The sequence below is a fragment of the Phenylobacterium sp. J426 genome, from assembly GCF_024699945.1.
In the GTDB taxonomy this organism is placed as follows: Bacteria; Pseudomonadota; Alphaproteobacteria; order Caulobacterales; family Caulobacteraceae; genus Phenylobacterium.
Genome location: NZ_JAJOMY010000001.1, coordinates 512,449 through 533,540 on the forward strand (window position 1 = coordinate 512,449; position 21,092 = coordinate 533,540).

Here is a 21,092-nt window from a genome sequence, read left to right on the forward strand (position 1 = left end):
ATGCTCCATCGCGACTGACACGAGTTCTGCGCCGCATGTGGCAGCCGCCCCTTCAATTTCCGTTCGCTGTTTGGATCCTCGAAGTCGCGCAGATTGCGCGCTCAACCGAACAGCGGCGTGAAGGCTTGCCCTTCCGCGCCTCAGGGATCATTTTCGCCTGCAGAAAGGACCGCCTTCTGCGCCATTGGCCCACCTTGCTCGCGTTCGTCGCGGCGATGCTGCTCGCATACGCCGGCGGACCGACTTTGGCCAAGACCGCGGCCTGCGATCCCTGCCCGCCGGATTGTCCGATGATGGCGGACGCCGCCCATAAGCCGTCTTCAGACCCTGCCGGGCAGAAGGAGAAAGCGCCTTGCGAGCGCAGCGTCCTCTGCCCCGCTGCGGTCGTTGTCGGGCCGGCTCCCATGGCGCCGGTCGAAGTCCAGCAAAGCGCGACCCTGATCGCCGTCCGCTGGACCGACTCTCCGCCGGCGCCATCTGGCCCGCCTGACCGAAGTCTAAGACCGCCCATCCACGCCTGATCCCCTGATCCCGGCTCGCCCGTGCGAGTCGTCGCAGGCGCATGCGCGCCGTTCCAGGAGATCAGAGCATGTCAGCTCGAAGAGGTTGGTTGGCCATCGTGGCCGCCGCCTGCGTTACGACCCCTGCTGTTGCGGGGCCCCTGACCTACGAAGAGGCGCTCGCGCGAGCGCGCCAGACGGCTCCTGCGCTTGCCGCCGCCGACCTCAAGGCGCGGGCGGCCCGGAGCAGCGCGGTCGCGGCGGGACGTCTGCCAGATCCTCAGCTGAGGTTCGGCGTGGAAAATTACCCGATCTCCGGCCCCATGGCGGGCCGGTTCGGCGCCGACGAGATGACCATGGCGACGGTCGGCGTCATGCAGGAGTTCCCGAATGCCGGGCGGCGGCGCGCGGAGGCTGCGGGCGCCCGCGCCGATGTCGCCATGGCGGAAGCGCAACGGGCGGTCACGACGCGTGAGGTCCAGCTCGGCGCTGCGTTGGCTTGGGTCGATCTGCATTACGCCCAGAGCCGCTTGGCGGCCTTGGATGCGATCCTGCGGCAGATCGAGCCCATCTGGCGCTCGGCCCCGGCCGGGGTGGCGTCGGGCGCGGACCGCGCGGCCATGGCGCTCGGTCCGATCCGCGCGCGAGCCGCCCTGCAGGACCAGCGCGATGAGCTCGCGGCCGCCGCCGGGCGGGCGAAGGCCGAGCTCTCACGCTGGACCGGCGACCTGGACCCAACCGTCGCCGGACCGCCGCCGTCGCCGGACATCGAGCCGGGGAGTCTGCGGGCCGGCCTTGAGGCGCATTCCACACTGCGGGCCTACGACTCGGCGCGAGCAAAGGCGCAAGCCGATGTGGACGTCACGCGGGCGGCAAAGCGGCCGGACTTTGCGCTGGAAGCCAGCTACGGGCGCCGCGACCCGATGTTCGGCGACATGGTCTCGGCGGGCGTGACGGTGCGGCTGCCCCTCTTCGCGGGTCAGCGGCAGGATCCGCTGATCGCCGCGCGGCGCGCCGACGCGGCTCGCGTGGATGCGGAGGCGGAAGTCGCGCGCCGCAGCCTGCGCGCCGGGCTCGACGGAGATCTCGCCGACCACCTGATGCACCATGAACAGTGGATGCGGTCCAAGGATGTCGTTCTGCCCGCGGCACAGCGGCAAGCTGATCTGGAGACCGCCAGCTACGGCGCCGGGCGCGCGGGGCTCGGCGACGTCCTGCAGGCGTTCACCGAGTTGGCCGAAGCCCGGCTCACCCTGCTCGAACGCGAGGCGGCGGTGGCCCGCGACGCGGTGCGCATCACCCTCACCTATGGAGCCGACGCGCCATGAGCATCCCCATCACGCGCGCGCAGCTGGCGGCCGGGGGCATGATCCTGCTCCTGCTGGGCGGCGCTGGCGGCTACGGCCTCTCGAGGCTGAGCTCATCCGACAAGCCGGCGCCGGCCCCAACCAGCGCCGGCCGCCAGGTGCTCTATTGGTACGACCCGATGGTCCCCAGCCAACGGTTCGACAAGCCGGGCAAATCCCCGTTCATGGACATGCAGCTGGTGCCCAAGTACGCCGACGAGGCGGGGGCGGACGCCGGTGTGCAGATCGATCCGGCGAGGGTCCAGAGCCTCGGCGTACGTCTGGCGACAGCCGAACCGGGGGCGCCTGCCTAGCGAGATCACCGCCCCGGGGGTCATTGACTTCAACGGGCGCGACCTCGTGGTGGTCCAGGCGCGGGCCGGCGGCTTCGTGCAGCGTGTCTATGCGCGTGCGCCCGGCGACATCATCGCCGCGGGCGCGCCGCTCGCCGACGTGCTCACGCCGGAGTGGGGCGGCGCCCAGACGGAGTTCCTGGCCGTTCGCCGCACCGGCGATCCGGCCTTGATCGCGGCCGCGCGCCAACGCCTGGCGCTGCTCGGCATGTCGCCCAGCCTGATCGCCTCGGTCGAACGCAGTGGTCGGCCGCAGACGGTCGTCCGCATCACAGCGCCGGGTGGCGGCGTGATCCGAACGCTGAGCGTGCGCAATGGCATGACGGTGAGCCAGGGCCAGACGCTCGCTGAGATCAGCGGGCTGGGGAGCGTCTGGCTCAACGTTTCGGTGCCCGAAGCCATGGCCGGCCAAGTCCGCCCCGGACAGACCGTGACGGTCACGCTCACCGCCTTCCCGGGCGAGCAGTTTGCCGGGCGTGTCTCAGCCATTCTGCCGGAAGCGGCCGCCGAGAGCCGCACCCTGACCGCGCGGGTCGAACTGCCGAACCGCGGCGGGCGCCTGCGGCCGGGCATGTACGGACAGGCGCAGTTCGCGGGCGCCGCCTCGCCCGCGCTGCTTGTCCCCTCCGAAGCGGTGATCCGGACGGGTCGCCGCGCACTCGTCATGCTGGCCCAGCCTGGGGGACGATTCCGTCCGGCCGAGGTGCAGGTCGGCCGCGAGGCGGGAGATCGGACTGAGATTCTGGCAGGCCTCCACGCGGGCGAACAGGTGGTCGCCTCCGGCCAGTTCCTGCTCGACTCAGAGGCCAGCCTTGCCGGCGTGCAGGCGCGGCCGATCCCGTCGACGCCGCCCGCGGCGGCCCCATCGACCGCCTACGAGACGACCGGACGGATCGAGCGGTTGCAGGGCCGGTCGATCACGCTCAGCCACCAGCCGGTCCCGGCCTTGCAATGGCCGGCGATGACCATGAGCTTCACCCTCGCCGACCCGAAGCTGGCCAAGGGTCTGAAGACCGGCGATCCGGTGCGCTTCGCCTTCGACCAGGCCGGCGGCGTACCTACCGTGCGGCGGATCGCCAAGCTGGATGCGGCCGGTTGATCGCCGCCCTTATCCGCGCCTCCGTCCGGGGACGGTTCTTCGTGCTGATCGCGGCCGCCGGCCTGTTGCTGGCCGGGCTCTGGGCGGTCCGCTCCACAGCGGTGGACGCGCTGCCTGACCTCTCCGACGTCCAGGTGGTGATCCGCACCAGCTACCCGGGACAGGCGCCTCAGCTCGTCGAGAACCAGGTCACCTATCCGCTCGCCACCACCATGCTCTCGGTCCCCGGAGCCAAGACGGTGCGGGGCTACTCCTTCTTCGGCGACAGCTTCGTCTATGTGCTCTTCGAAGATGGGACCGACCTCTATTGGGCGCGGTCGCGGGTGCTGGAATACCTCAACCAGGTGCAGGGGCGGCTCCCCGCGTCCGCCAAGCCGGCGCTTGGACCCGACGCCACCGGGGTCGGCTGGATCTACGAATATGCGTTGGTCGACCGCAGCGGGCGACACGACCTCTCCCAGCTTCGCAGCCTGCAGGACTGGTTCCTCCGCTATGAGCTGAAGAGCCTGCCCGGCGTCGCCGAGGTGGCGAGCGTCGGCGGGATGGTCCGCCAGTATCAGGTGGTCCTCGACCCGACCAAGCTCGCCGCCTATGGCGTCACCCACACTGAGGTGGTGGGCGCGCTGCGCAACGCCAACCAGGAAGCCGGCGGTTCGGTGCTCGAGCTGGGCGAAGCCGAATACATGGTCCGCTCAGGCGGCTATCTGGCGAGCCTCGACGACTTCCGCGCGGTGCCGTTGCGCGCGGCGGCAGGTGGCGTGCCAGTGCGCCTGGGAGATGTCGCCACGGTACAGGTTGGCCCGGAGATGCGGCGCGGCATCGCCGAGCTGGATGGCCAAGGCGAGGTGGCCGGCGGCGTGGTGATCCTGCGTTCTGGAAAGAACGCCCGCGAGACCATCGGGGCGGTGAAGTCGAAGCTGGCCGAACTAAAGGGCAGCCTGCCGGCCGGCGTGGAGGTCGTGACGACCTACGACCGGTCGCAGCTGATCGACCGCGCCATCGCCAATCTGACGCAGAAGCTGGTCGAGGAGTTCATCGTCGTCGCGATCGTCTGCGGCCTCTTCCTGTGGCACGCGCGCTCGGCGCTGGTGGCGATCCTCACCCTGCCGCTCGGCGTGCTGGCGGCTGTCCTGGTGATGCGCGGCCAGGGCGTGAACGCCAACATCATGTCGCTGGGCGGCATCGCCATCGCCATCGGCGCCATGGTCGACGCCGCCGTGGTGATGATCGAGAACGCGCACAAGCACCTCGAGCGGTGGACTCATGAGCATCCGGGCCGGACGCTCCGCGGCGAGGCCCGTTGGAAGGTGGTGACCGAGGCGGCCGCAGAGGTCGGGCCGGCCCTGTTCTTCAGCCTGGTGATCATCACCCTGTCCTTCGTGCCTGTGTTCACACTTCAGGCGCAGGAGGGCCGGCTCTTCGCGCCGCTGGCTTTCACGAAGACCTACGCCATGGCGGCCGCCGCGATCCTGTCGGTGACCCTCGTGCCGGTGCTGATGGGCTACCTGATCCGCGGTCGCATTCCCGCCGAGCAGGACAATCCGCTCAACCGGGCGCTGACCCGGGCCTACCGGCCAGCGCTCGACTGGGTCCTGCGGCGCCCTAGGACCACGCTGTTGCTGGCGGCCTTGGCCTTCACCACGACGGCCTGGCCGCTCAGCCGCCTGGGCGGCGAGTTCCTGCCGTCGATGGACGAGGGCGACCTGCTCTACATGCCCTCAGCCCTCCCCGGGATTTCGGCCGCCAAGGCCGCCGAGCTGCTGCAACAGACGGACCGGCTGATCCTCACGGTGCCTGAGGTGAAGACTGTGTTCGGCAAGGCCGGACGGGCGGAGACCGCCACGGACCCCGCCCCGCTGGAGATGTTCGAGACCACCATCCAGTTCAAGCCACGCGACCAATGGCGGGCGGGCATGACGCCTGAGAAGCTGGTCGAAGAACTCGACCGGACCGTGAAAGTCCCCGGTCTCGCCAATGTCTGGGTGCCGCCGATCCGCAACCGGATCGACATGCTGGCGACCGGGGTGAAGAGCCCGATCGGGGTGAAGGTCTCAGGACCAAACCTCGCCGAACTCGACCGCATCGCCGGCCGCATCGAAGCGGTCGCCAAGACCGTGCCGGGGGTGAGCTCCGCCCTCGCCGAGCGCTTGACCGGCGGACGCTACGTCGATGTCGACATCGACCGCGCCGCCGCCGCGCGCTTCGGGCTCAACATCAGCGACGTGCAGGCCATCGTGTCTGGCGCAATCGGCGGCGAGACCATCGGCGAGACGGTGGAAGGCCTCGCCCGCTATCCGATCAGCGTGCGCTACCCGCGCGAGCTGCGTGACAGCCTGGAAGGCCTACGTTCGCTGCCGATCGTCACGCCGGCCGGGCAGCAGATCACGCTCGGAACCGTCGCCCGGGTGCAGATCGCCGACGGCCCGCCGATGCTGAAGACGGAGAACGGCCGCCCCTCAACCTGGGTCTATGTGGACGTGCGTGGACGCGATCTCGCCTCGGTGGTCGGCGACCTGCAGACGGCGGTCGCCCGTGACGTGAAGCTCACGCCGGGGGGTCAGCGTCGCCTACTCGGGTCAGTTCGAGTACCTGCAGCGGGCGGCCGATCGGCTGAAGATCGTCGTGCCGGCGACCTTGGCTATCATCTTCCTCTTGCTCTACCTGACCTTCGGCCGCTTGGACGAAGCGGCGCTGATCATGGCCACCCTGCCGTTCGCGCTCACCGGCGGGATCTGGGCGCTTTATCTGCTCGGCTATCACCAGTCGGTGGCGACGGGGGTGGGCTTCATCGCCCTGGCCGGCGTCTCCGCCGAATTCGGCGTGGTGATGCTGATCTACCTGAAACACGCCCTGCAGGAGCGTGGTCCCGATCCCACGCCGAGCCAGGTCGCCGAGGCGGTGCGCGAAGGGGCGCTGCTTCGGGTGCGGCCGAAGGCGATGACTGTCGCAGTTATCCTGGCGGGCCTCTTCCCCATCCTGATCGGCCATGGCGCCGGTTCGGAGGTCATGGGCCGCATCGCTGCGCCCATGATCGGCGGCATGCTCACCGCCCCCTTGCTTTCCATGCTCGTCATCCCGGCAGGGTACCTCCTGCTGCGGCGTCGGCGCACGGATCCCCCAGCTTCAACCCCTAAAGGAGACTACCCATGAAGCGCGCTTATCTCATCGCCGGCGTCGTCAGCGCCGTTCTCGCTCTGGCCGCCTGCGGCCAAAAGACCGAGACCCAGGCGGAAGCCTCCACGGCCCCGGCCGAACCTGCCGCGGCGCCCGCCGCCACCGACAGCATGGCGGGCATCAACATGGCTTCGGCCGAGGCCGCCAAGACCGCCAAGGGGACCGGGACCGTCACCGCCGTGGATGCGGCGAGCGGCGCCATCACCATCAACCACGGGCCGATCCCGGAGGCCAACTGGCCGGCCATGACCATGGCCTTCAAGGCTGCGCCGGCCCTGACCCAAGGGCTCAAGGCCGGCGACAAGGTCGCCTTCGACTTGAAGCTCGAGAACGGCGGCGGCGAAGTCACCGCGATCCAGAAGCAGTAGGCGCCGCGCCTGTCGGACCACGGGGGATGGCTCAAGCTCAGCGCACCTGGGGGTGAGCCATCCCATCTGCGGCTGCGATGGCCCAGCGCCTGCCTTGGTGCGCGGATTGCGCCGTCACACCAGGTCTCGGGCAATCTCGATCAGGGTCCAGGCATAGGCCCCCACGGTCGGTATCGCAGTCGTGGCGACCCCCGAAGGCGCGTCCACCAGCGCCTTGCGGGTAGCCGTGCAAGAAGGTCACGCGGCCGAGGCCAAAGAGGGCTACGGCGCACGCAATATAGGCGAGCGGCGCCTCGCCGGAGGTTGTGGCGAGCGCCAAATGGCCAACCACCGCAATGAAGGCCTGCTCTAGGGTGTTCTGCAGAAAGGCCGCTGGGACTGCGAGGCGCGCGCTCGGCTGGCTGTACGCGGAACCGGCGTTGTCCTCGACGGAGGTGAACCGCACCTTCGCCACCATGCGCACGGCCAGAACGACCCACAGCGCGATCAGCAGGTCGGCTTTCAGCGCAAACGCGAGGCGCTCGGCGAGGTCCTGCGGAAAGGCGAGGCGTCGGGGGAGCCCCACGCAGGCGAGCACCAGGGTTGATCCGCAGACGGCGAAGGCTAGGAGCGCTCCGAGTTTCACGGTGCGCTGTTCCTTTGGCAGATCAACCCTTGGCCGCGTGGGCGGCTTGGTCATTGCGGTGACCTCTTCGCGCGGGCCCAAAGCCGATAGGTGTCCCCGAAGATCTCAGGGTGATCGAGCTCATGGCGATGCAAGGCGCGAAGATCACGCAAGGCGCCCGAGCGGGGGTTCTGCGCCAAGTATCGCGTCCGGTCGGCGGTATGGCCGAACTGGACGCCGAGGAACTCGAGACCCGCCACCCCGAACATCTCCCCGATCTGAGGCAGGGTGAAACGGTGCTCGTTCACGTGGAACAGGAGGTCACGACAGTCTGAAAGGGTCCAGAAGTCAGACGCGGGGCTCATTACGGCCTCCAGCGCGGGTGGCGCACCATCGAGCATCAGGGAACGGCGGAGCGCCCGGATGCCATCCGCGTCGTCGCGATATCCGGCGCGCGCAATGTGGGCGCGCGCTTCGATGACCGCACGTCGACCGATTTCGCTGTAGAGGCCAACGAAGAGGAGCCCAGATGAGCTCAGCAGCCCGGCAAGATCCCGCAGCCCCTGCGCCGGATCCTCCATGTGATGGAGCACGCCGAAGCTGTCGATCAGGTCAAAACGTTCCTCCAAGGCCGCTAGGTCCAGGATGTCCGCCTGCAGGTGTTCCACGTCGGTGAGCCTGTACTCCCGAGCCTTGCGCATGGCGTAGCCGAGACTGGCGGCGCTGAGGTCCACCGCCAGGATGGAGGCCCCGCGATAGGTCGTCGCGACCCGCATGGTCTCCAGCCCGGTGCCGCAGCCGGCGATCAACACGCGGGGGCGGGCAAGATCGGGAATGTCGCCGGCCGGCAGGTCAGGCAGGGCGTTCTGGACAGCCCTTCGGAAGGGCAGCGGCTCGCCGAGGCTGCAGCGCGTCCAGCGCGGGTAAGGGTTCTGCTCGTACTGTTGCTGGACGGCCCGCGAGACGACGTCCGTGGGAGGCTTGAGGACGGGCAGTCGGTCGCGCAGCTCGGCTTCCTGGTCCGGCTCACTGAGCTGCTCGCGAAGGAGGTCGGCGAGAAACGGCAGGGCGGCGCCCCGGAGCCGCGCAGCGAGCGGGGTTGCGGCGAGCGGACGATAGGCGGCGACGATCGCGATCTTGGTGAGATCGCCCGGCTGCTGTCCGAGGTCCTCGCGGTCGAGGGCCGTGATCAGGCTGCCGACGCGAGCCTGCTCGGCCGGCGCCCGCGAATAGGACGTACTCGTTGAGGAACGCCTGCCGGGCGAGACCGATCGCAATGCTGAGCTCCTCCTCAAGGGGTTCGGCCGCCCCCTCCGTGAGCCTCAAGAGATCGGACCGCAGCTGGACAAGCACGAATTCGATGGCCACGTCGGGCACGGGAGCGGTGGCCAGCAAGGTTTGAAATAGGTGATCCTGGATGAGCTGGGAGGCTGTCGTCGCCTCGCGCTCCAATGTCTCTGCGAGCTGACCGGGCGCCCCGGCGATACTTTCGAGGAGACGATCAATCTCTGGCTGCTGCCGCAACACTGCGATGGCGGCAGTCGCCAGATTGCGGGGGTTGACGTCCGGGCGGTCGAACAGCTGCAGCAAGATCTCTCTGAATGCCGGCGTCGGGGGCGCTAACCGAGTGTGGCGGAGTGCGCCAGCAAGGCGCCGCCAGGCCTCGGCGTCGCCGGGCGCGGCCTCCACGGCCTGGGCGAGCAACGCCAGCCCTTCCATGCCGTGACCGAGTTGCAGGCGCGCAAGGCCGAGGTTCGCCAGCAAAATCGCACGCAGGGGGTGCCCCGCCGGCGTCGCCTTTCTACCCCTATGGAAGTGTTCCGCAGCTCCCGCGGCGTCGCCGCTCTGCAGGCACAAGAGACCTAGCCCATTGAGGGCGGTCGGCAGTGCGGGCGCTCGTTTCAGTGCAGAGCGATAGCAACGCTCCGCGTCGGACCGTCGTCCGATCAGACGATAAGCGTCGCCGGCCGCAGCAAACGCCTCTGCGAAGTCTGGCTTGAGAGCTGCGGCCCGTTGGAAGAACGTCGCCGCGATCTCGTAAGCCTGCAGCCGTCGATGGGCTTCACCGAGATTGAACTGAATGAATGGGTTCTTCGGCTGCCCACTCGCCGCCTTTTCAAACCATGCGACCGCGTCGTCTGACCGCCCACGGTTCAAAGAGACCGTACCCAGGACATTCAGCGCTGAGGGATCCGAGGGCCTTGCCGCGAGAACCTTTCGAGCGTGCTTCTCTGCCTCAGGCCATCGGCCTGCGTTCACGTGCGCCACCGCCTGCTGCAGGTCGACCACCGCCTGAGGTGGCCCCGCAGGCGTCAGGCGCGGCGGCGGAGGCGGGAACCGTCTCATGCACTGATCAAGCGGCGCTCAGCGACCGCGCCTCCCTCAAATCGGCCCTGGCATCGCGAATGATCGACCACGCAGATTGGAGGAAGAGCCCCGAAATGATCACCGCTACGACGAGATCGGGCCAAGCGGTCTTGGTCCAGAACACCAGGCCTGCGGCGATCACGACGGCGAGGTTCCCCAGGGCGTCGTTGCGGGAGAAGAGCCAGACGGCGCGAACATTGGCGTCGCCGGCGCGGTGGGGGGATCAGGATGAGCGCCGCCGCAACGTTCGCCACCAGCGCGATCATGCCGAATACGCCCATGAGCTCGGCCTCTGGCTGGTTCAGCACCAGCACGCGATAGGCCGTGTTCAGAAGCACCCCGACGCCGAGCGCCGCCAGGAACAAGCCTTGGATAAGCGCAGAGCGCGCACGCCAGACGAGCGACCAGCCGATCGCCAGCAGGCCCAGGAACGTGATGAACCCGTCGCCCATGAAGTCGAGGGCGTCCGCCTTCAGCGCCTGCGAGCCGGCGACGAAGCCGGCGACGATCTCCACCAGGCCGTAGCCGGCATTGATCAGCACCACGATCCAGAGCGCCCGCCGGTAGGCGGGCGTGATATGGCTGAGGTTCTTCGGGAGCTCATCGTCATCCGCCGTCGCCGAAGGCTCCGCGCGATCGATGTGATAGCCAAGGTCGGTGACCGTGGCCTCTACGGTCGGCACAAGCTTCGCGGCATCGTCGACCTTCAACGTCATCATCGAAGACGCGATGGAGACACGCGCTTCCTGGACACCAGGCAGCTTGGCCACCGCCGACTGGATCTTTTCCGCGCAGCTGGAGCAATCCATGCCGGTCACACGGTACCGGAGGGACTCTGCGGCGGCTGTCGTGTTCGACATGTATTTTCTCCCGATGTGGCCACTCTAATTGCTCTAGCGGCTTGAGGATCAAGCCGTTGCGGCGGCTCTCCCGAGCCTCGCGAAGCCGGCTCTTGATCCTCTAGTAACTTGAGCATGTATCGTGCTGTTAAGACCTATTCGCAGTCGCACTCAGGACGCTTCGATGCCGGCGCTCGCACGCCTCTTCCTCGCGGTCGCCCTTCTCATGGCCGCCCAACTTCCCGCCACCGCCGTTGCCCAGGACGCGCCGCCCTCCGCGGCCGTCGCCTGGCGCCTGCTGGACTATATTGCGGTGGATTACCCCGGCGCTGTCTCCGACGGCCGGATCGTAAGCGAGGCCGAGTATGCGGAGATGCGGGAATTCTCCGCCTCTGTGCGCAGCCGCATCGCCGCCCTGCCGGCGAGTTCCGCCAAACCGCAGCTCCTGGCAGAGGCGAACGCACTCGTCGGATCCGTGGATCATCGTGCCGAGCCTGCCGAGGTGGCGCGCCGGGCCCGAACCCTCGCGGCCGATTTGCTAAAAGCGTACCCCGTGCCGCTCGCGCCGCAGCAGGCCCCAAACCTGGTCCGGGGTGCGGCCCTTTACGCCGAGCAGTGCGCGTCCTGCCACGGCGCCGTCGGCAGGGGTGACGGCCCCAACGCCAAAGGCCTTGATCCTCCGCCGATCGCCTTCACCGACGTGGCGCGCGCCAACGAGCGGAGCCTCTTCGGTCTCTATCAGGTGATTGGCCAGGGGCTCGACGGCACGGCCATGCCCAGCTTCGCCCACCTGTCGTCCGACGATCGCTGGGCGCTGGCGTACTATGTTGGGACCTTCGCCTATTCCCGAGAGGCCGAGCGCGCCGGCGAGCAGGCGTGGCGCGCGGGGTCGCAGCTGCACGCCGTCGTCCCCGACCTACAGGTCCTGACCCAAACGACCCCCGCAGCTCTGGCGGCCCGCGTAGGCGAGCCGCAGGCCACCCAGATCATGGCTTATCTGCGCCGCCATCCTGAGGCTGTAGCGCCGAAGTCGGGTGGCGGGCTGGACGTCGCCCGTCGCAAACTCGCGGAAAGCCTGAACGCCTACGAGGCGGGCGATCGCAAGCGGGCTGAGGAGCTCGCGCTGTCGGCGTATCTTGACGGGTTCGAGCCTGTCGAACCTCTGCTGCGCGCGCGAGACGGCGCCCTGATGGCGAAGGTCGAGGCGTCCATGGGCGAGCTCCGGGCCAGCCTTGCCCGCGGCGCGCCGTCGGCCGAAGTGGCCGCGCAGGTCCGAGGGCTGGATGGGTTGTTCGATGAAGCTGCGCGGGCGCTCGCGCCGGAGCAGGCCAGCGCCGCCTCAAGCTTCCTCGGCGCCTTCACCATTCTGCTGCGCGAGGGAGTCGAGGCGCTTCTGATTGTGATCGCGATGATCGCCTTCCTACGGAAGGCCGAACGCCAGGACGTACTGCCCTACGTCCACGGCGGCTGGATCGCCGCCCTTCTGGCGGGGGGGCTGACCTGGGCGGCGGCGACCTACCTCATCTCCATCAGCGGAGCGAGCCGCGAACTGACCGAAGGGTTCGGGTCCTTGGTCTCCGCAGTCGTGCTGATCTCGGTGGGGGTGTGGATGCATGGGAAGGCCCAGGCGGGCGCGTGGCAGGCGTATATTCGCGACAAGCTGTCGGCAGCGCTGTCAAAGCGGTCGGCCTGGTTCCTGTTCCTGTTGGCCTTCGTCGTCGTCTACCGGGAAGTGTTCGAGACCATCCTGTTCTACGCCGCCCTCTGGAGTCAGGGGGGGCAGCTCGCGATGGTGTCCGGCGCCGGCTTGGCGGTCATCTGCCTGGCGGTGATCGCCTGGGCGCTGCTGAGCTACAGCAAGCGCCTGCCCATCGCGCAGTTCTTCTCCTACAGCTCGATCCTCATCGCCGTATTGGCCGTGGTGCTCGCTGGGAAAGGCGTGGCGGGTCTGCAGGAAGCGGGGATGCTCGATGTCCGGCCCCTGGCGGCGCTGCCCCGAATTGAGGTGCTCGGCGTGTTCCCGACCTGGGAAGGGCTCCTAGCTCAGCTGCTCACGCTGACCGTCGTGGTGGTCGGGTTCTGGGCGGCGGGCCGGCGCGCCCAGGCCGAGGCGCGGGTCTAGGGCACATTCGCCTGGAGTTCATCGAGCCAGATACGGGCGGAGCCGTCCGACGGGGCGCGCCAGTCGCCGCGCGGGGAGAGGTTGCCGCCCGAGATCACCTTGGGGCCGTTCGGCATCGCTGAGCGCTTAAACTGGCTGATCTCGAAGAAGCGGAACAGGAACACGCCTAGCCAGTGCTTTATGGCCGCCAAGTCGTAAGCGTTGCGCGCCTCGACGGTGAAATGCGCCGGCCAATGCCCAGCATCGCGGTCCTTCCAGGCGTGCCAAGCGAGGAAGGCGACTTTCGAAGGCCGCAGGCCGTAGCGGGTAATGTAGTAGAGGTTGAAGTCCTGCAGCTCGTAGGGCCCGACCTTGGCCTGGGTGCTCTGGATCGCCCCCGAGGCGTCCGCCGGCACCAACTCCGGCGAGATCTCCGTGCTCAGCACCGAAAGCAGCGTCTGGGAGGCGTCGGCGTCGAACTGGCCCGTGGTCGCGACCCAGCGGATCAGGTGCTGGATCAGCGTCTTCGCCACCGAGCCATTGACGTTGTAGTGGCTCATCTGGTCACCCACGCCGTAGGTGCACCAGCCGAGCGCCAGCTCCGACAGGTCGCCCGTCCCGAGCACGAAGCCGCCGCGCTGGTTGGCGAGCCGGAACAGGTAATCCGTCCGCAGCCCAGCCTGAACGTTTTCAAAGGTCACGTCGTACACCGGTTCCCCCGCGGCGAAGGGGTGACCGAGGTCGGTGAGAAGCTGGCGTGCGGCCGGCTTGATGTCGATCTCTTCCCCGGCGACGCCGAGCGCCCGCATCAGTCGCCAGGCGTTCGACTTCGTGCCCTCGCTGGTTGCGAAGCCCGGCATGGTAAAGCCGAGAATGTCGGAGCGGGGCTTGCCGAGCGCGTCGAAGGCCTTGGCCGCGACAATGAGAGCGTGGGTGGAGTCCAGGCCGCCGGACACGCCGACCACAATGTGCCTGGACTTGGTGGCGTCGAGGCGTTTGGCGAGTCCCTGGACCTGGATGTTGAAGGCCTCGTAGCAATCCTTGTCGAGGCGCGTGAGGTCGTCCGGTACAAACGGGAACCGGTCAATCGCGCGTAGCAGACCGACGTCCTGGAAACTAGGCTTGTGGTGGAATTCCACCCGGCGGAAGCAGGTCTCAGGACGCCCTGACGCCACGGCGGCGTTGTTGAAAGTAGGTGTGCGCATGCGCTCAAGGCGCAGGCGTTCCACGTCGACGTCGGCCACGGCCATCTGCGCCTTGGCGGGGAAGCGATCCGTCTGGGCGAGCAGCACGCCAAGCTCGTGGATGGTCGCCTGACCGTCCCAGGCGAGGTCCGTTGTGCTCTCGCCCGGTCCGGCCGCCGAATAGAGATAGGCCGCCTGGCAGCGCAGCGACTGGGACGCACAAAGCAATGCTCGGTCGTCGGCTTTGCCGACCACGATGTTGGAGGCGGACAGATTGCAGAGGATCAGCGCGCCCGCGAGCGCGGCCTGGGTGGACGGCGGCGTCGCGGCCCAGAAGTCCTCACACATCTCCATGTGGAAGACGAAGTCCGGCAGATCGGCCGCCGTGAAGAGAAGGTCCGTCCCGAATGGAACGGATTGGCCGGCGATCTGCGTGTGCAGCCCGACAACGCCTGCGCCGGGAGCAAACCAACGGTTTTCGTAATACTCCCTATAGTTCGGCAGGAAGCTCTTCGGCACGACGCCCAAGATCCGCCCGCGAGAAATTGCGATCGCGCAGTTATAGAGCCGGCCATTGTGGGCGACCGGGGCGCCGACGATCAGCACTGGGGAGAGCGCGGTGCTCGCCTCGACCAAACGTGCGAGCTCAAGTTCCACGCGGCGCACCAGGGTGTCCTGCAGCAACAGATCGTCGATGGCGTAGGCCGACAGTCCCAGCTCCGGAAAGAGCATGAGATCGACGCCCCGACCGTGGCCGTCCTTCGCGAGACCTAGCGTCTCGGCCGCGTTGAAGCCCGGGTCGCCGACCGCTACGCGCGGCGTGCAGACGGCCACACGCACCAAGCCTTGCGTGTGAATGGCATAGAATTTCGAGGTCACGGGTACTCACCTCCGCTGTCACCGGTGAGCTAAGCCGGGAGAGGCCTGAGCGGTTGCGGCGTAGCTGCCCATTGGGACATCGCCCCCGACCCTGGGCTTGAACGGAGCGGCTGCTGGGAGCGGCCGAGCGCCAGCCGCCAGGTTCAAGCTCAGGCTCGCAAGATCACTTAGCTTTGCGGAGGGAATGCGAGGGATCTGTGATGCTTTGGTTTTTGAAGGCCGCCTACGCCCCGGCGTTCATGTTTGGGTTCATCGGCGCGGGGCTGGCGCTCGTCACGAGAGGCCAGTCCTTGGCGTGGCTCGCACCGCTCCTCGGCGCCGCGATCGCGGTCTCATTCTTCGTGGAGCGGGTCATTCCCTACGAACCGATCTGGAACAGACCGCGCGGGGATAGCCGCCGCGATGTCCTGCACGCGCTGGTCAACGAAGCCAGCGTCTATGCCGGCGCAGCGCTGATCCCCTGTGCTGACCCTGCTGTCGCCGGCCGCGGGCCTCTGGCCGGCCGCCTGGCCGATCTGGGCTCAGCTGGTGCTTGCGATCCTCTTGGCGGACCTCGGGATCACCCTTTGCCATTACTTCAGCCACAAGTTCCAATGGCTCTGGCGCTTCCACGCCGTCCATCACTCAGTAAAGCGGATGTACGGCTTCAACGGCCTCATGAAGCATCCTGTGCACCAAGCCGTGGAGACGCTCGCCGGGACTGCGCCCCTGATCCTGATGGGCATGCCGCTCCAGATCGGCGTCCTTCTCGGCTTCGCGGTCGCGATCCAGCTCCTGCTGCAGCATGCCAATGTCGACATGCGGCTCGGACCGCTGTGCTACGTGATGGCCTGGGCGCCCGTGCATCGCTTCCATCACCAGAAGGGGCCCGGCGTCGGCGACGTGAACTTTGGACTGTTCACCTGTCTCTGGGATTATCTTTTGCGCACGGCGTACTACGATCACAGCAAGCGCCTCAGCTCCGACGACATCGGCATCGGCGATCAGCCGAACTATCCGACGGACTATGTCGCCCAGCTGGCGGCCCCGTTTCGGAAAATCAGCTGAGACCAGGCGCTCGCCGGCCTAGGCGCTGGGCGTCGCGAGGTGGAGTTGGCTGGCGGTCACCCCGAACGTGGCCTTGAGGGTGCGGGCGAGGTGCGCGGCGTCGGCGAAACCCGCAGCATGCGCGGCGACCGTGGCGTCACGGCCAGCCAGGAGATGCTCGGCGGCCAGGCGAAGCCGCCGCCAGAGCAGGAAGCGCCGATAGGGCAAACCGACCTCCTCTGCGAAGAGGTGGCGGAAGCGCTCAGGAGACAAGCCCGCGACGGCGGCCGCCCGCTTGAGGGGCGTAGGCCCCTCCGATAGATCCTCCTCGAGCACAAGCATCGCCGCCTGGAGGCGCGGATCCAGGGGCCGGGGCGCAGGCGTGGGCGACGACAGCCACCTCGCCCAAAACTCTTGCCCCGGCGCGCCCCTCAACACGGCAAGAGATCGCGTTTGCCGGATTTGCCGCAGCTTGGCTTCCAGCTCCGTCGCCGCGTAGCGCGAGGGCTCCAGGAAGATGAGCTCGGCCGAAGGGGACGCCACGAGGCGATGGGGCGTCAAGGGATCGATCAGGACGCAGTCAGCGGAGACGCTGCGTCCCTCGGCATCGTGGACCGTGAGCGGCTCGCCGCTCAGGACGGCCTGTGCGGCGAAATGACGGTGGGCGGCGGCGTCGCCCACCGCGCCGCGCCAGACTGCCCATGTCGCTCCCAGCTCCAGTGCACCGGCCCAGCCCGGTTTATCCTTGCCCCCGGCAGGCCGACTCATGAGCGATTCCACAGTCCGATCCATGGAGCGGTCAGAGCGCCGTCGGGCGCCATCAGTTCAGGCCAACGCCGCGCATGATGAAACGGCTGCGCGGCAAGGCCGGCAATCGCCCGAAGTCGAGCCCGAGGTCCTGCTGGGGGACCTCGTAGCGAATCCTTCGGGTCAGCACCTCGAAGGCGCGCTCCATGATCTCAACTACGATCCACTCGCCCGGGCAGCGGTGGCCGGCCAGATGGTCACCGCCTCCCTGCGGCACGAAATCGAACGGACCGGGCGGATGGGCGGCGAACCGTCTGGGTCGAAAGGCGTCCGGATCGGACCAGGCGGACGGATCGTGGTTGGTGCCGTACAGGTCCAGGATCACCTGCCGGTCCGCCGGGAAGCTGAGGCCGCGCCAGGTGAAGGGCTGCCGCACGCGCGCGATGAGCGACGGGAAGAACGGGTAGAAGCGGCGCACCTCCTGGATGAAGGCGTTGCGTTGCACCGGTCCCTCACGCGCTACCTGCGCCGCTTCCGGATGGGTGTGCAGGGCGTGGGCGAGCAAGACCACGTAGACAGCGGTCGCGACGGTGGGACGCAGCACGTTGGCGAGCTCGACGGCGGCGATGTTCGCCGCGAGCAGCTCGCCGTTGAACTCCCGCGCATGCGCGATCCGGAAGGCGGCGGTGTCCTCATCCGGTGTCTGGCCGCCGTCCCGGATCGCCTCGACAACCCGCGAGAGCCAATGATCGACCTTGCGGCGTGCGTAGCGGGACCAGAGATGTCGAGGGCCGCGCGCGCCGGCCGCATCGAACAAAGCTCGGAGTTCTCGCGCGCGGCGCTGGACCTCTGCCGCCTCGAGCGGCACGCCAGCCCACGCGCACACCGCACGCGTGAGCATCGGATGCAGTTCATCGTAGAAGGTGATCTCGCGGCCGTCCGACGCCCAGCCCGCCGCGGCACGCATTAGTTCCGCTTCGAGAAGCTCTCCAAGCACCCTGATGCGCTCAGGCGCCATCAGGTCCATGAACAGCTGCTTGCGGTGGCGATGTGCGTCACCGTCGAGCCCCCTGAACGCCCCCTTCGCCGAGCAGGGTTTTGCGGATCGGCGACGGCATGGCGCCTTCTCGCTTGAAGCGGTCCACGTCGTAGAAGAGGGCCGCGGCTTCGGGTCCTTTCAGGCAGATCGTGTCCTTGAAGAGGACATGCGTTTCGAAGCCGTCTGCGCCGATCCGAATGCACTGTTTGGAGATGAAGCGATAGGGGTCAGTCACTAGGGCTAGAGTGGCGTCATGCGGCGGCTGGTGGCGGGCGGTCATGGATGCCCTTTCGCTGGAGGACTGGACGGGGTGGTGGCGGAGGCCTGCCGGCCAAGCGAGGTGAGCAGCAGCCATGCGACACCGACGGTGATCGCGGTGTCTGCGAGATTGAAGGTCGGCCAATGGAAATCGGCGATGTGGGCGTCGATGAAGTCGGTCACTGCGCCGAGGCGGACCCGGTCGACGATGTTCCCTAGGGCGCCACCGACAAACAGCGCGAGCGGCGCCGCCACGGCGAGACGGCGCTCGCGCCACATCCATGCCATGAGCCACAGCGCGACTGCCGCCGTGCCGGCGACCAGCAGCCAGCGCCCAAGTTCGCCTGAGCCGGCGAAGAGTCCTAAGGTGACGCCCGTATTGGACCCGAGCTGCAGGTTCAGAAATGGCCCCAGGGTCGCGGGCTCCGTGAGGTGGGCGCGCGCTATGAGCTTGGTGGCCTGATCGGCCGCGAGCACGCCGAGGCTAAGGGTGAGTCCAAGCGTCCTGTGCATCGAGGCTCCTTTAGCTGCTCAGCCTGCCACCTCTAGCTGCTAGAGGATCAAGCCCGATCTGGCGCCGCTCGAGCGCGCGAGCGGACCGGCCTGCGCCGGCGGCCCGCTGACAGAGCTTCAGGGAAGCGCGCTCGGTCCAGCGCCGCCGCAAAGGGACTGCGCAGCCCAACGTCGCGACGTGCGAGCCACTGCATTCGCTGGCAGGACTGTAGCAGTGCTTGTTGAAGCACAGCAATTTCAGGGCTTGTCCCGATGGCCCAGCAGGCGCAGGGCGTTGAACACTACGAGGAGCGTCGACCCTTCGTGGAAAACGACGGCCGCACCGATCTTCAGGCCAAAAATGGTCGCAGGGATCAGGAACGCGACCATCCCCAGGCTGACCAAGAGGTTCTGCTTGATGATGGCGCTGGTCTGACGGCTTAGGCTGACCGCGAAGGGCAGTCGCCGCAGGTCGTCCGCCATTAGGGCGACGTCTGCGGTCTCAAGCGCCACGTCGGATCCGGCTGCGCCCATCGCGATCCCCACGGTCGCGTTCGCCATGGCCGGCGCATCGTTGACGCCGTCCCCGACCATCGCGACGCCGCCCGCTTGCTCGCGGAGCGTCTTGATGAAGGCGACCTTGTCCTCCGGCATCAGTCCGCCGCGGGCGTCGGTCAGACCGAGCTTGGCGGCGATGGCGTCAGCGACGCCCTGATTGTCGCCCGACAGCATGATCATGCGCTTGACGCCCAGCCGGCGGAGGGCGGCGATGACCTCTGCGGCGCCCTCGCGCGGCGTGTCCTGTAGGCCGATCACGCCGAGGTAGGTCTCGCCGCTCCGAACTACCATGACGGTCCGCCCTGAGCTGGAGAGCCGCTCGACTTCACCGCGCACCTGCTCAGGCACGGGTCCCCCCGGAACGGTCTCGAAGAGCTTGAGTTTCCCGATGAAGACGTCTTCACCGCCAAAGCGCCCGCGGACACCTTGTCCGGTGATGCTCTCCACCGCCTCGGCGCGTCCGGGCGGGCCAGGCAGCCTTTCGGTGGCTGCCGTGACAACCGCTGCCGCAAGCGGATGGTCGCTCAGCCCCTCGACCGCCGCCGCCGTCTCCAGGAGCCGCGCTTCGTCTACGCCCACGGCAGGCACGACGTCGGTGACGCGGGGGCGTCCCTCCGTCAGGGTGCCGGTCTTGTCGAACGCCAGAGCCTGCAGCCTCCCAAGGTTCTCCAGCGGCCCGCCCCCCCTTCACCAGGACGCCGCCGCGTCCTGCGCGAGCCACGCCGCTGAGGACGGCGCTCGGGACGGAGATCGCCAGGGCGCAGGGGCTGGCGGCGACCAGGACCGCCATCGCGCGGTAGAAGCTCACGCTGAACGGCTCGTCGACCACGACCCAGGCGAACATCAGGGCGAAGACACCCAGGAGGACGGCCGGGACGAAGATCCGTTCGAACTTGTCGGTGAAGCGCTGCGTGGGCGAGCGCTGCGCCTCGGCCTCGGCGACCATGGTGACCACGCGAGCTAGGGTCGACTCACCGGAGAGGCGCGCCACGCGCACCTCCAGGGCTCCAGCCCCATTGATGGTGCCCGCGAACACCTTTTGCGCGGCATCGGCCGTTTCGAATGCGATGTCGTGGCCCGCCGCGCGCTTGTCGACCGGCATGCTCTCGCCGGTGACGGGGGCCTGATTGACCGAACTCTCGCCTACGACGACGACCCCGTCGGCCGGCAGCCGTTCGTTGGGCCGAACCATGACGATGTCGCCGATCTCGAGCGCCTCGACGGGGACATCTTCGAAGGTGTCGCCACGCTTGCGGCTTGCGCGCTCCGGCGCCAGTTCGGCCAGCGCCTCGATGGCCCTGCGAGCCCGCCCCATCGCGTAGTGTTCCAGTGCATGGCCTAGGCTGAAGAGCACGAGCAGCAGGGCGCCTTCGGCCCACTCGCCCAACGCCGCCGCACCCGCCGCGGCGACCAGCATCAGCGTGTCGATCTCGAAGCGGCGCTTACGGAGATTTTCGAGCGCTTCGCGCAGCGTGAAGTAGCCGCCGAACCCGTAAGCCAGGAGATAGAAGGCCAGCGGGATGGCGCCCTCAAGGCGGAAGGACGCAAGCCAGCCGATCAGCAACACCACGGCGGACAGCCCGGCGAAGACCAGTTCCGTCCGCTCGCCGAACGGGCCACCGTGCTTGTGCTCGTGTCCCTCTCCCGGCTTGTGCTCGTGGCCCCCGTGCTCGCCCTCCTTCGCGGAGGACTTGCGTCGTGCGGCTTCCGCATTTGACTGCCCAAGGGCGGCCGCGCGCTCCAGCAGGTAGGCCTCCAGGGCGACGGGCTCGACCTTCGCGGGGTCGAACTCGACCAGGACCGCGCCGGTCACGCCCACATCGGCGTGGAGCACCCCCGGACGGCCTCGGAGGTCGTCCGCCAGGGTCCGGGCGGCGCGGGCATGCAGCGGCTGGCTCAGGCGAAAGTTGGCGTGGCCGGAGGCGCTTGCGAGGCGGGCGCCCTGCTGCACGGCCAGGGCGCGAACCTGGGACGCAGAGATTTGGGCTGGATCGAAGTGCACGCAGAGCACCGCGTCCTCGCGGCCCTGCACATGCGCTTCGGCGACCCCGGGCCTTGAGGCAAGGACCTCCGCGAGTTGCTGCACACAGCGCTCGCAAGCCTCCGCGGCGGCCGGCAGCAGGACCGGGATCTCGAGACGAAGCTTGTCTTCAGCCAC

13 protein-coding genes and 5 pseudogenes are annotated in these 21,092 nt (G+C 68.2%); 7 read left to right on the plus strand and 11 right to left on the minus strand.

All coding sequences use genetic code 11. The features are described 5' to 3' along the window. The first annotated feature begins 35 nt into the window (after positions 1-35). From LRS10_RS02645 to LRS10_RS02665, 5 genes and pseudogenes are all read left to right on the plus strand, one after another. Positions 36-521 carry a hypothetical protein gene (locus tag LRS10_RS02645; RefSeq protein ID WP_257835899.1) on the plus strand — a complete coding sequence of 162 codons (486 nt, stop codon included), beginning with the start codon at positions 36-38 and terminating at the stop codon, positions 519-521. Positions 522-619: 98 nt separating this feature from the next. Further along, a complete protein-coding gene (locus LRS10_RS02650; protein WP_257839065.1) occupies positions 620-1,828 on the plus strand; it encodes a TolC family protein in 1,209 nt (402 codons plus the stop codon). Beyond that, a pseudogene (locus LRS10_RS02655) lies at positions 1,825-3,298 on the plus strand (efflux RND transporter periplasmic adaptor subunit). Before LRS10_RS02650 ends, LRS10_RS02655 begins: the two are co-directional and overlap by 4 nt. Beyond that, positions 3,295-6,448 (plus strand): annotated as a pseudogene (locus tag LRS10_RS02660) (efflux RND transporter permease subunit). Before LRS10_RS02655 ends, LRS10_RS02660 begins: the two co-directional pseudogenes overlap by 4 nt. Then, positions 6,445-6,840 carry a copper-binding protein gene (locus LRS10_RS02665; protein WP_257835900.1) on the plus strand — a complete coding sequence of 132 codons (396 nt, stop codon included), beginning with the start codon at positions 6,445-6,447 and terminating at the stop codon, positions 6,838-6,840. The pseudogene LRS10_RS02660 and the gene LRS10_RS02665 overlap by 4 nt, the downstream one beginning before the upstream one ends. A 37-nt stretch (positions 6,841-6,877) precedes the next feature. Here LRS10_RS02665 and LRS10_RS02670 read toward each other — a convergent pair whose 3' ends face one another. From LRS10_RS02670 to LRS10_RS24835, 5 genes and pseudogenes are all read right to left on the minus strand, one after another. Then, entirely contained in the window at positions 6,878-7,519 is a 642-nt protein-coding gene (locus LRS10_RS02670; protein ID WP_257835901.1) for an MAPEG family protein, read from the minus strand. Next, on the minus strand, positions 7,516-8,721 hold the full coding sequence (locus LRS10_RS02675; protein ID WP_257835902.1) for a methyltransferase: 1,206 nt from the start codon (positions 8,719-8,721) through the stop codon (positions 7,516-7,518). Before LRS10_RS02675 ends, LRS10_RS02670 begins: the two co-directional genes overlap by 4 nt. A 406-nt stretch (positions 8,722-9,127) precedes the next feature. Beyond that, positions 9,128-9,790 (minus strand): annotated as a pseudogene (locus LRS10_RS02680) (tetratricopeptide repeat protein); the annotation flags it as partial. 7 nt (positions 9,791-9,797) lie between these two features. Further along, complete coding sequence (locus tag LRS10_RS02685) at positions 9,798-9,971, minus strand: hypothetical protein (RefSeq protein WP_257839066.1); 174 nt, start codon at positions 9,969-9,971, stop codon at positions 9,798-9,800. A 541-nt stretch (positions 9,972-10,512) separates the two neighbouring features. Beyond that, a pseudogene (locus LRS10_RS24835) lies at positions 10,513-10,671 on the minus strand (cation transporter); the annotation flags it as partial. A 163-nt stretch (positions 10,672-10,834) separates the two neighbouring features. Between LRS10_RS24835 and LRS10_RS02695 the strand changes: the two are divergent. Beyond that, on the plus strand, positions 10,835-12,772 hold the full coding sequence (locus tag LRS10_RS02695; RefSeq protein WP_257835903.1) for a cytochrome c/FTR1 family iron permease: 1,938 nt from the start codon (positions 10,835-10,837) through the stop codon (positions 12,770-12,772). Here the strand turns inward: LRS10_RS02695 and LRS10_RS02700 are convergent. Beyond that, positions 12,769-14,814: an NAD(+) synthase gene (locus LRS10_RS02700; RefSeq protein ID WP_257835904.1), complete on the minus strand. Its 2,046-nt coding sequence runs from the start codon at positions 14,812-14,814 to the stop codon at positions 12,769-12,771. The two genes, LRS10_RS02695 and LRS10_RS02700, sit on opposite strands and share 4 nt — an antisense overlap. Positions 14,815-15,276: 462 nt before the next feature. On the opposite strand from LRS10_RS02700, the gene LRS10_RS02705 reads away from it, so the two are divergent. Next, on the plus strand, positions 15,277-15,861 hold the full coding sequence (locus tag LRS10_RS02705; protein ID WP_257835905.1) for a sterol desaturase family protein: 585 nt from the start codon (positions 15,277-15,279) through the stop codon (positions 15,859-15,861). 18 nt (positions 15,862-15,879) lie between these two features. Here the strand turns inward: LRS10_RS02705 and LRS10_RS02710 are convergent, their stop codons facing one another. From LRS10_RS02710 to LRS10_RS24210, 5 genes and pseudogenes are all read right to left on the minus strand, one after another. Continuing rightward, positions 15,880-16,521 carry a helix-turn-helix domain-containing protein gene (locus LRS10_RS02710; protein ID WP_257835906.1) on the minus strand — a complete coding sequence of 214 codons (642 nt, stop codon included), beginning with the start codon at positions 16,519-16,521 and terminating at the stop codon, positions 15,880-15,882. Between the two features lie 139 nt (positions 16,522-16,660). Then, positions 16,661-17,614, minus strand: a complete 954-nt coding sequence (locus tag LRS10_RS02715) for a cytochrome P450 (RefSeq protein WP_257835907.1) — start codon at positions 17,612-17,614, stop codon at positions 16,661-16,663. Between the two features lie 28 nt (positions 17,615-17,642). Next, a complete protein-coding gene (locus LRS10_RS02720; protein WP_257835908.1) occupies positions 17,643-17,906 on the minus strand; it encodes a hypothetical protein in 264 nt (87 codons plus the stop codon). Continuing rightward, entirely contained in the window at positions 17,903-18,397 is a 495-nt protein-coding gene (lspA, locus tag LRS10_RS02725) for a signal peptidase II (protein WP_257835909.1), read from the minus strand. The genes LRS10_RS02720 and lspA overlap by 4 nt, the downstream gene beginning before the upstream one ends. Positions 18,398-18,634: 237 nt before the next feature. Continuing rightward, a pseudogene (locus LRS10_RS24210) lies at positions 18,635-21,092 on the minus strand (heavy metal translocating P-type ATPase).

What these genes read in the sequence shown, in the direction of transcription:
- LRS10_RS02670 (WP_257835901.1), bottom strand. Translation starts at nt 7,519, where the DNA reads ATGACCAAGCCGCCCACGCGGCCAAGGGTTGATCTGCCAAAGGAACAG.
- LRS10_RS02665 (WP_257835900.1), top strand. Translation starts at nt 6,445, where the DNA reads ATGAAGCGCGCTTATCTCATCGCCGGCGTCGTCAGCGCCGTTCTCGCT.
- LRS10_RS02695 (WP_257835903.1), top strand. Translation starts at nt 10,835, where the DNA reads ATGCCGGCGCTCGCACGCCTCTTCCTCGCGGTCGCCCTTCTCATGGCC.
- LRS10_RS02720 (WP_257835908.1), bottom strand. Translation starts at nt 17,906, where the DNA reads ATGACCGCCCGCCACCAGCCGCCGCATGACGCCACTCTAGCCCTAGTG.
- lspA (WP_257835909.1), bottom strand. Translation starts at nt 18,397, where the DNA reads ATGCACAGGACGCTTGGACTCACCCTTAGCCTCGGCGTGCTCGCGGCC.
- LRS10_RS02645 (WP_257835899.1), top strand. Translation starts at nt 36, where the DNA reads ATGTGGCAGCCGCCCCTTCAATTTCCGTTCGCTGTTTGGATCCTCGAA.
- LRS10_RS02715 (WP_257835907.1), bottom strand. Translation starts at nt 17,614, where the DNA reads ATGGACCTGATGGCGCCTGAGCGCATCAGGGTGCTTGGAGAGCTTCTC.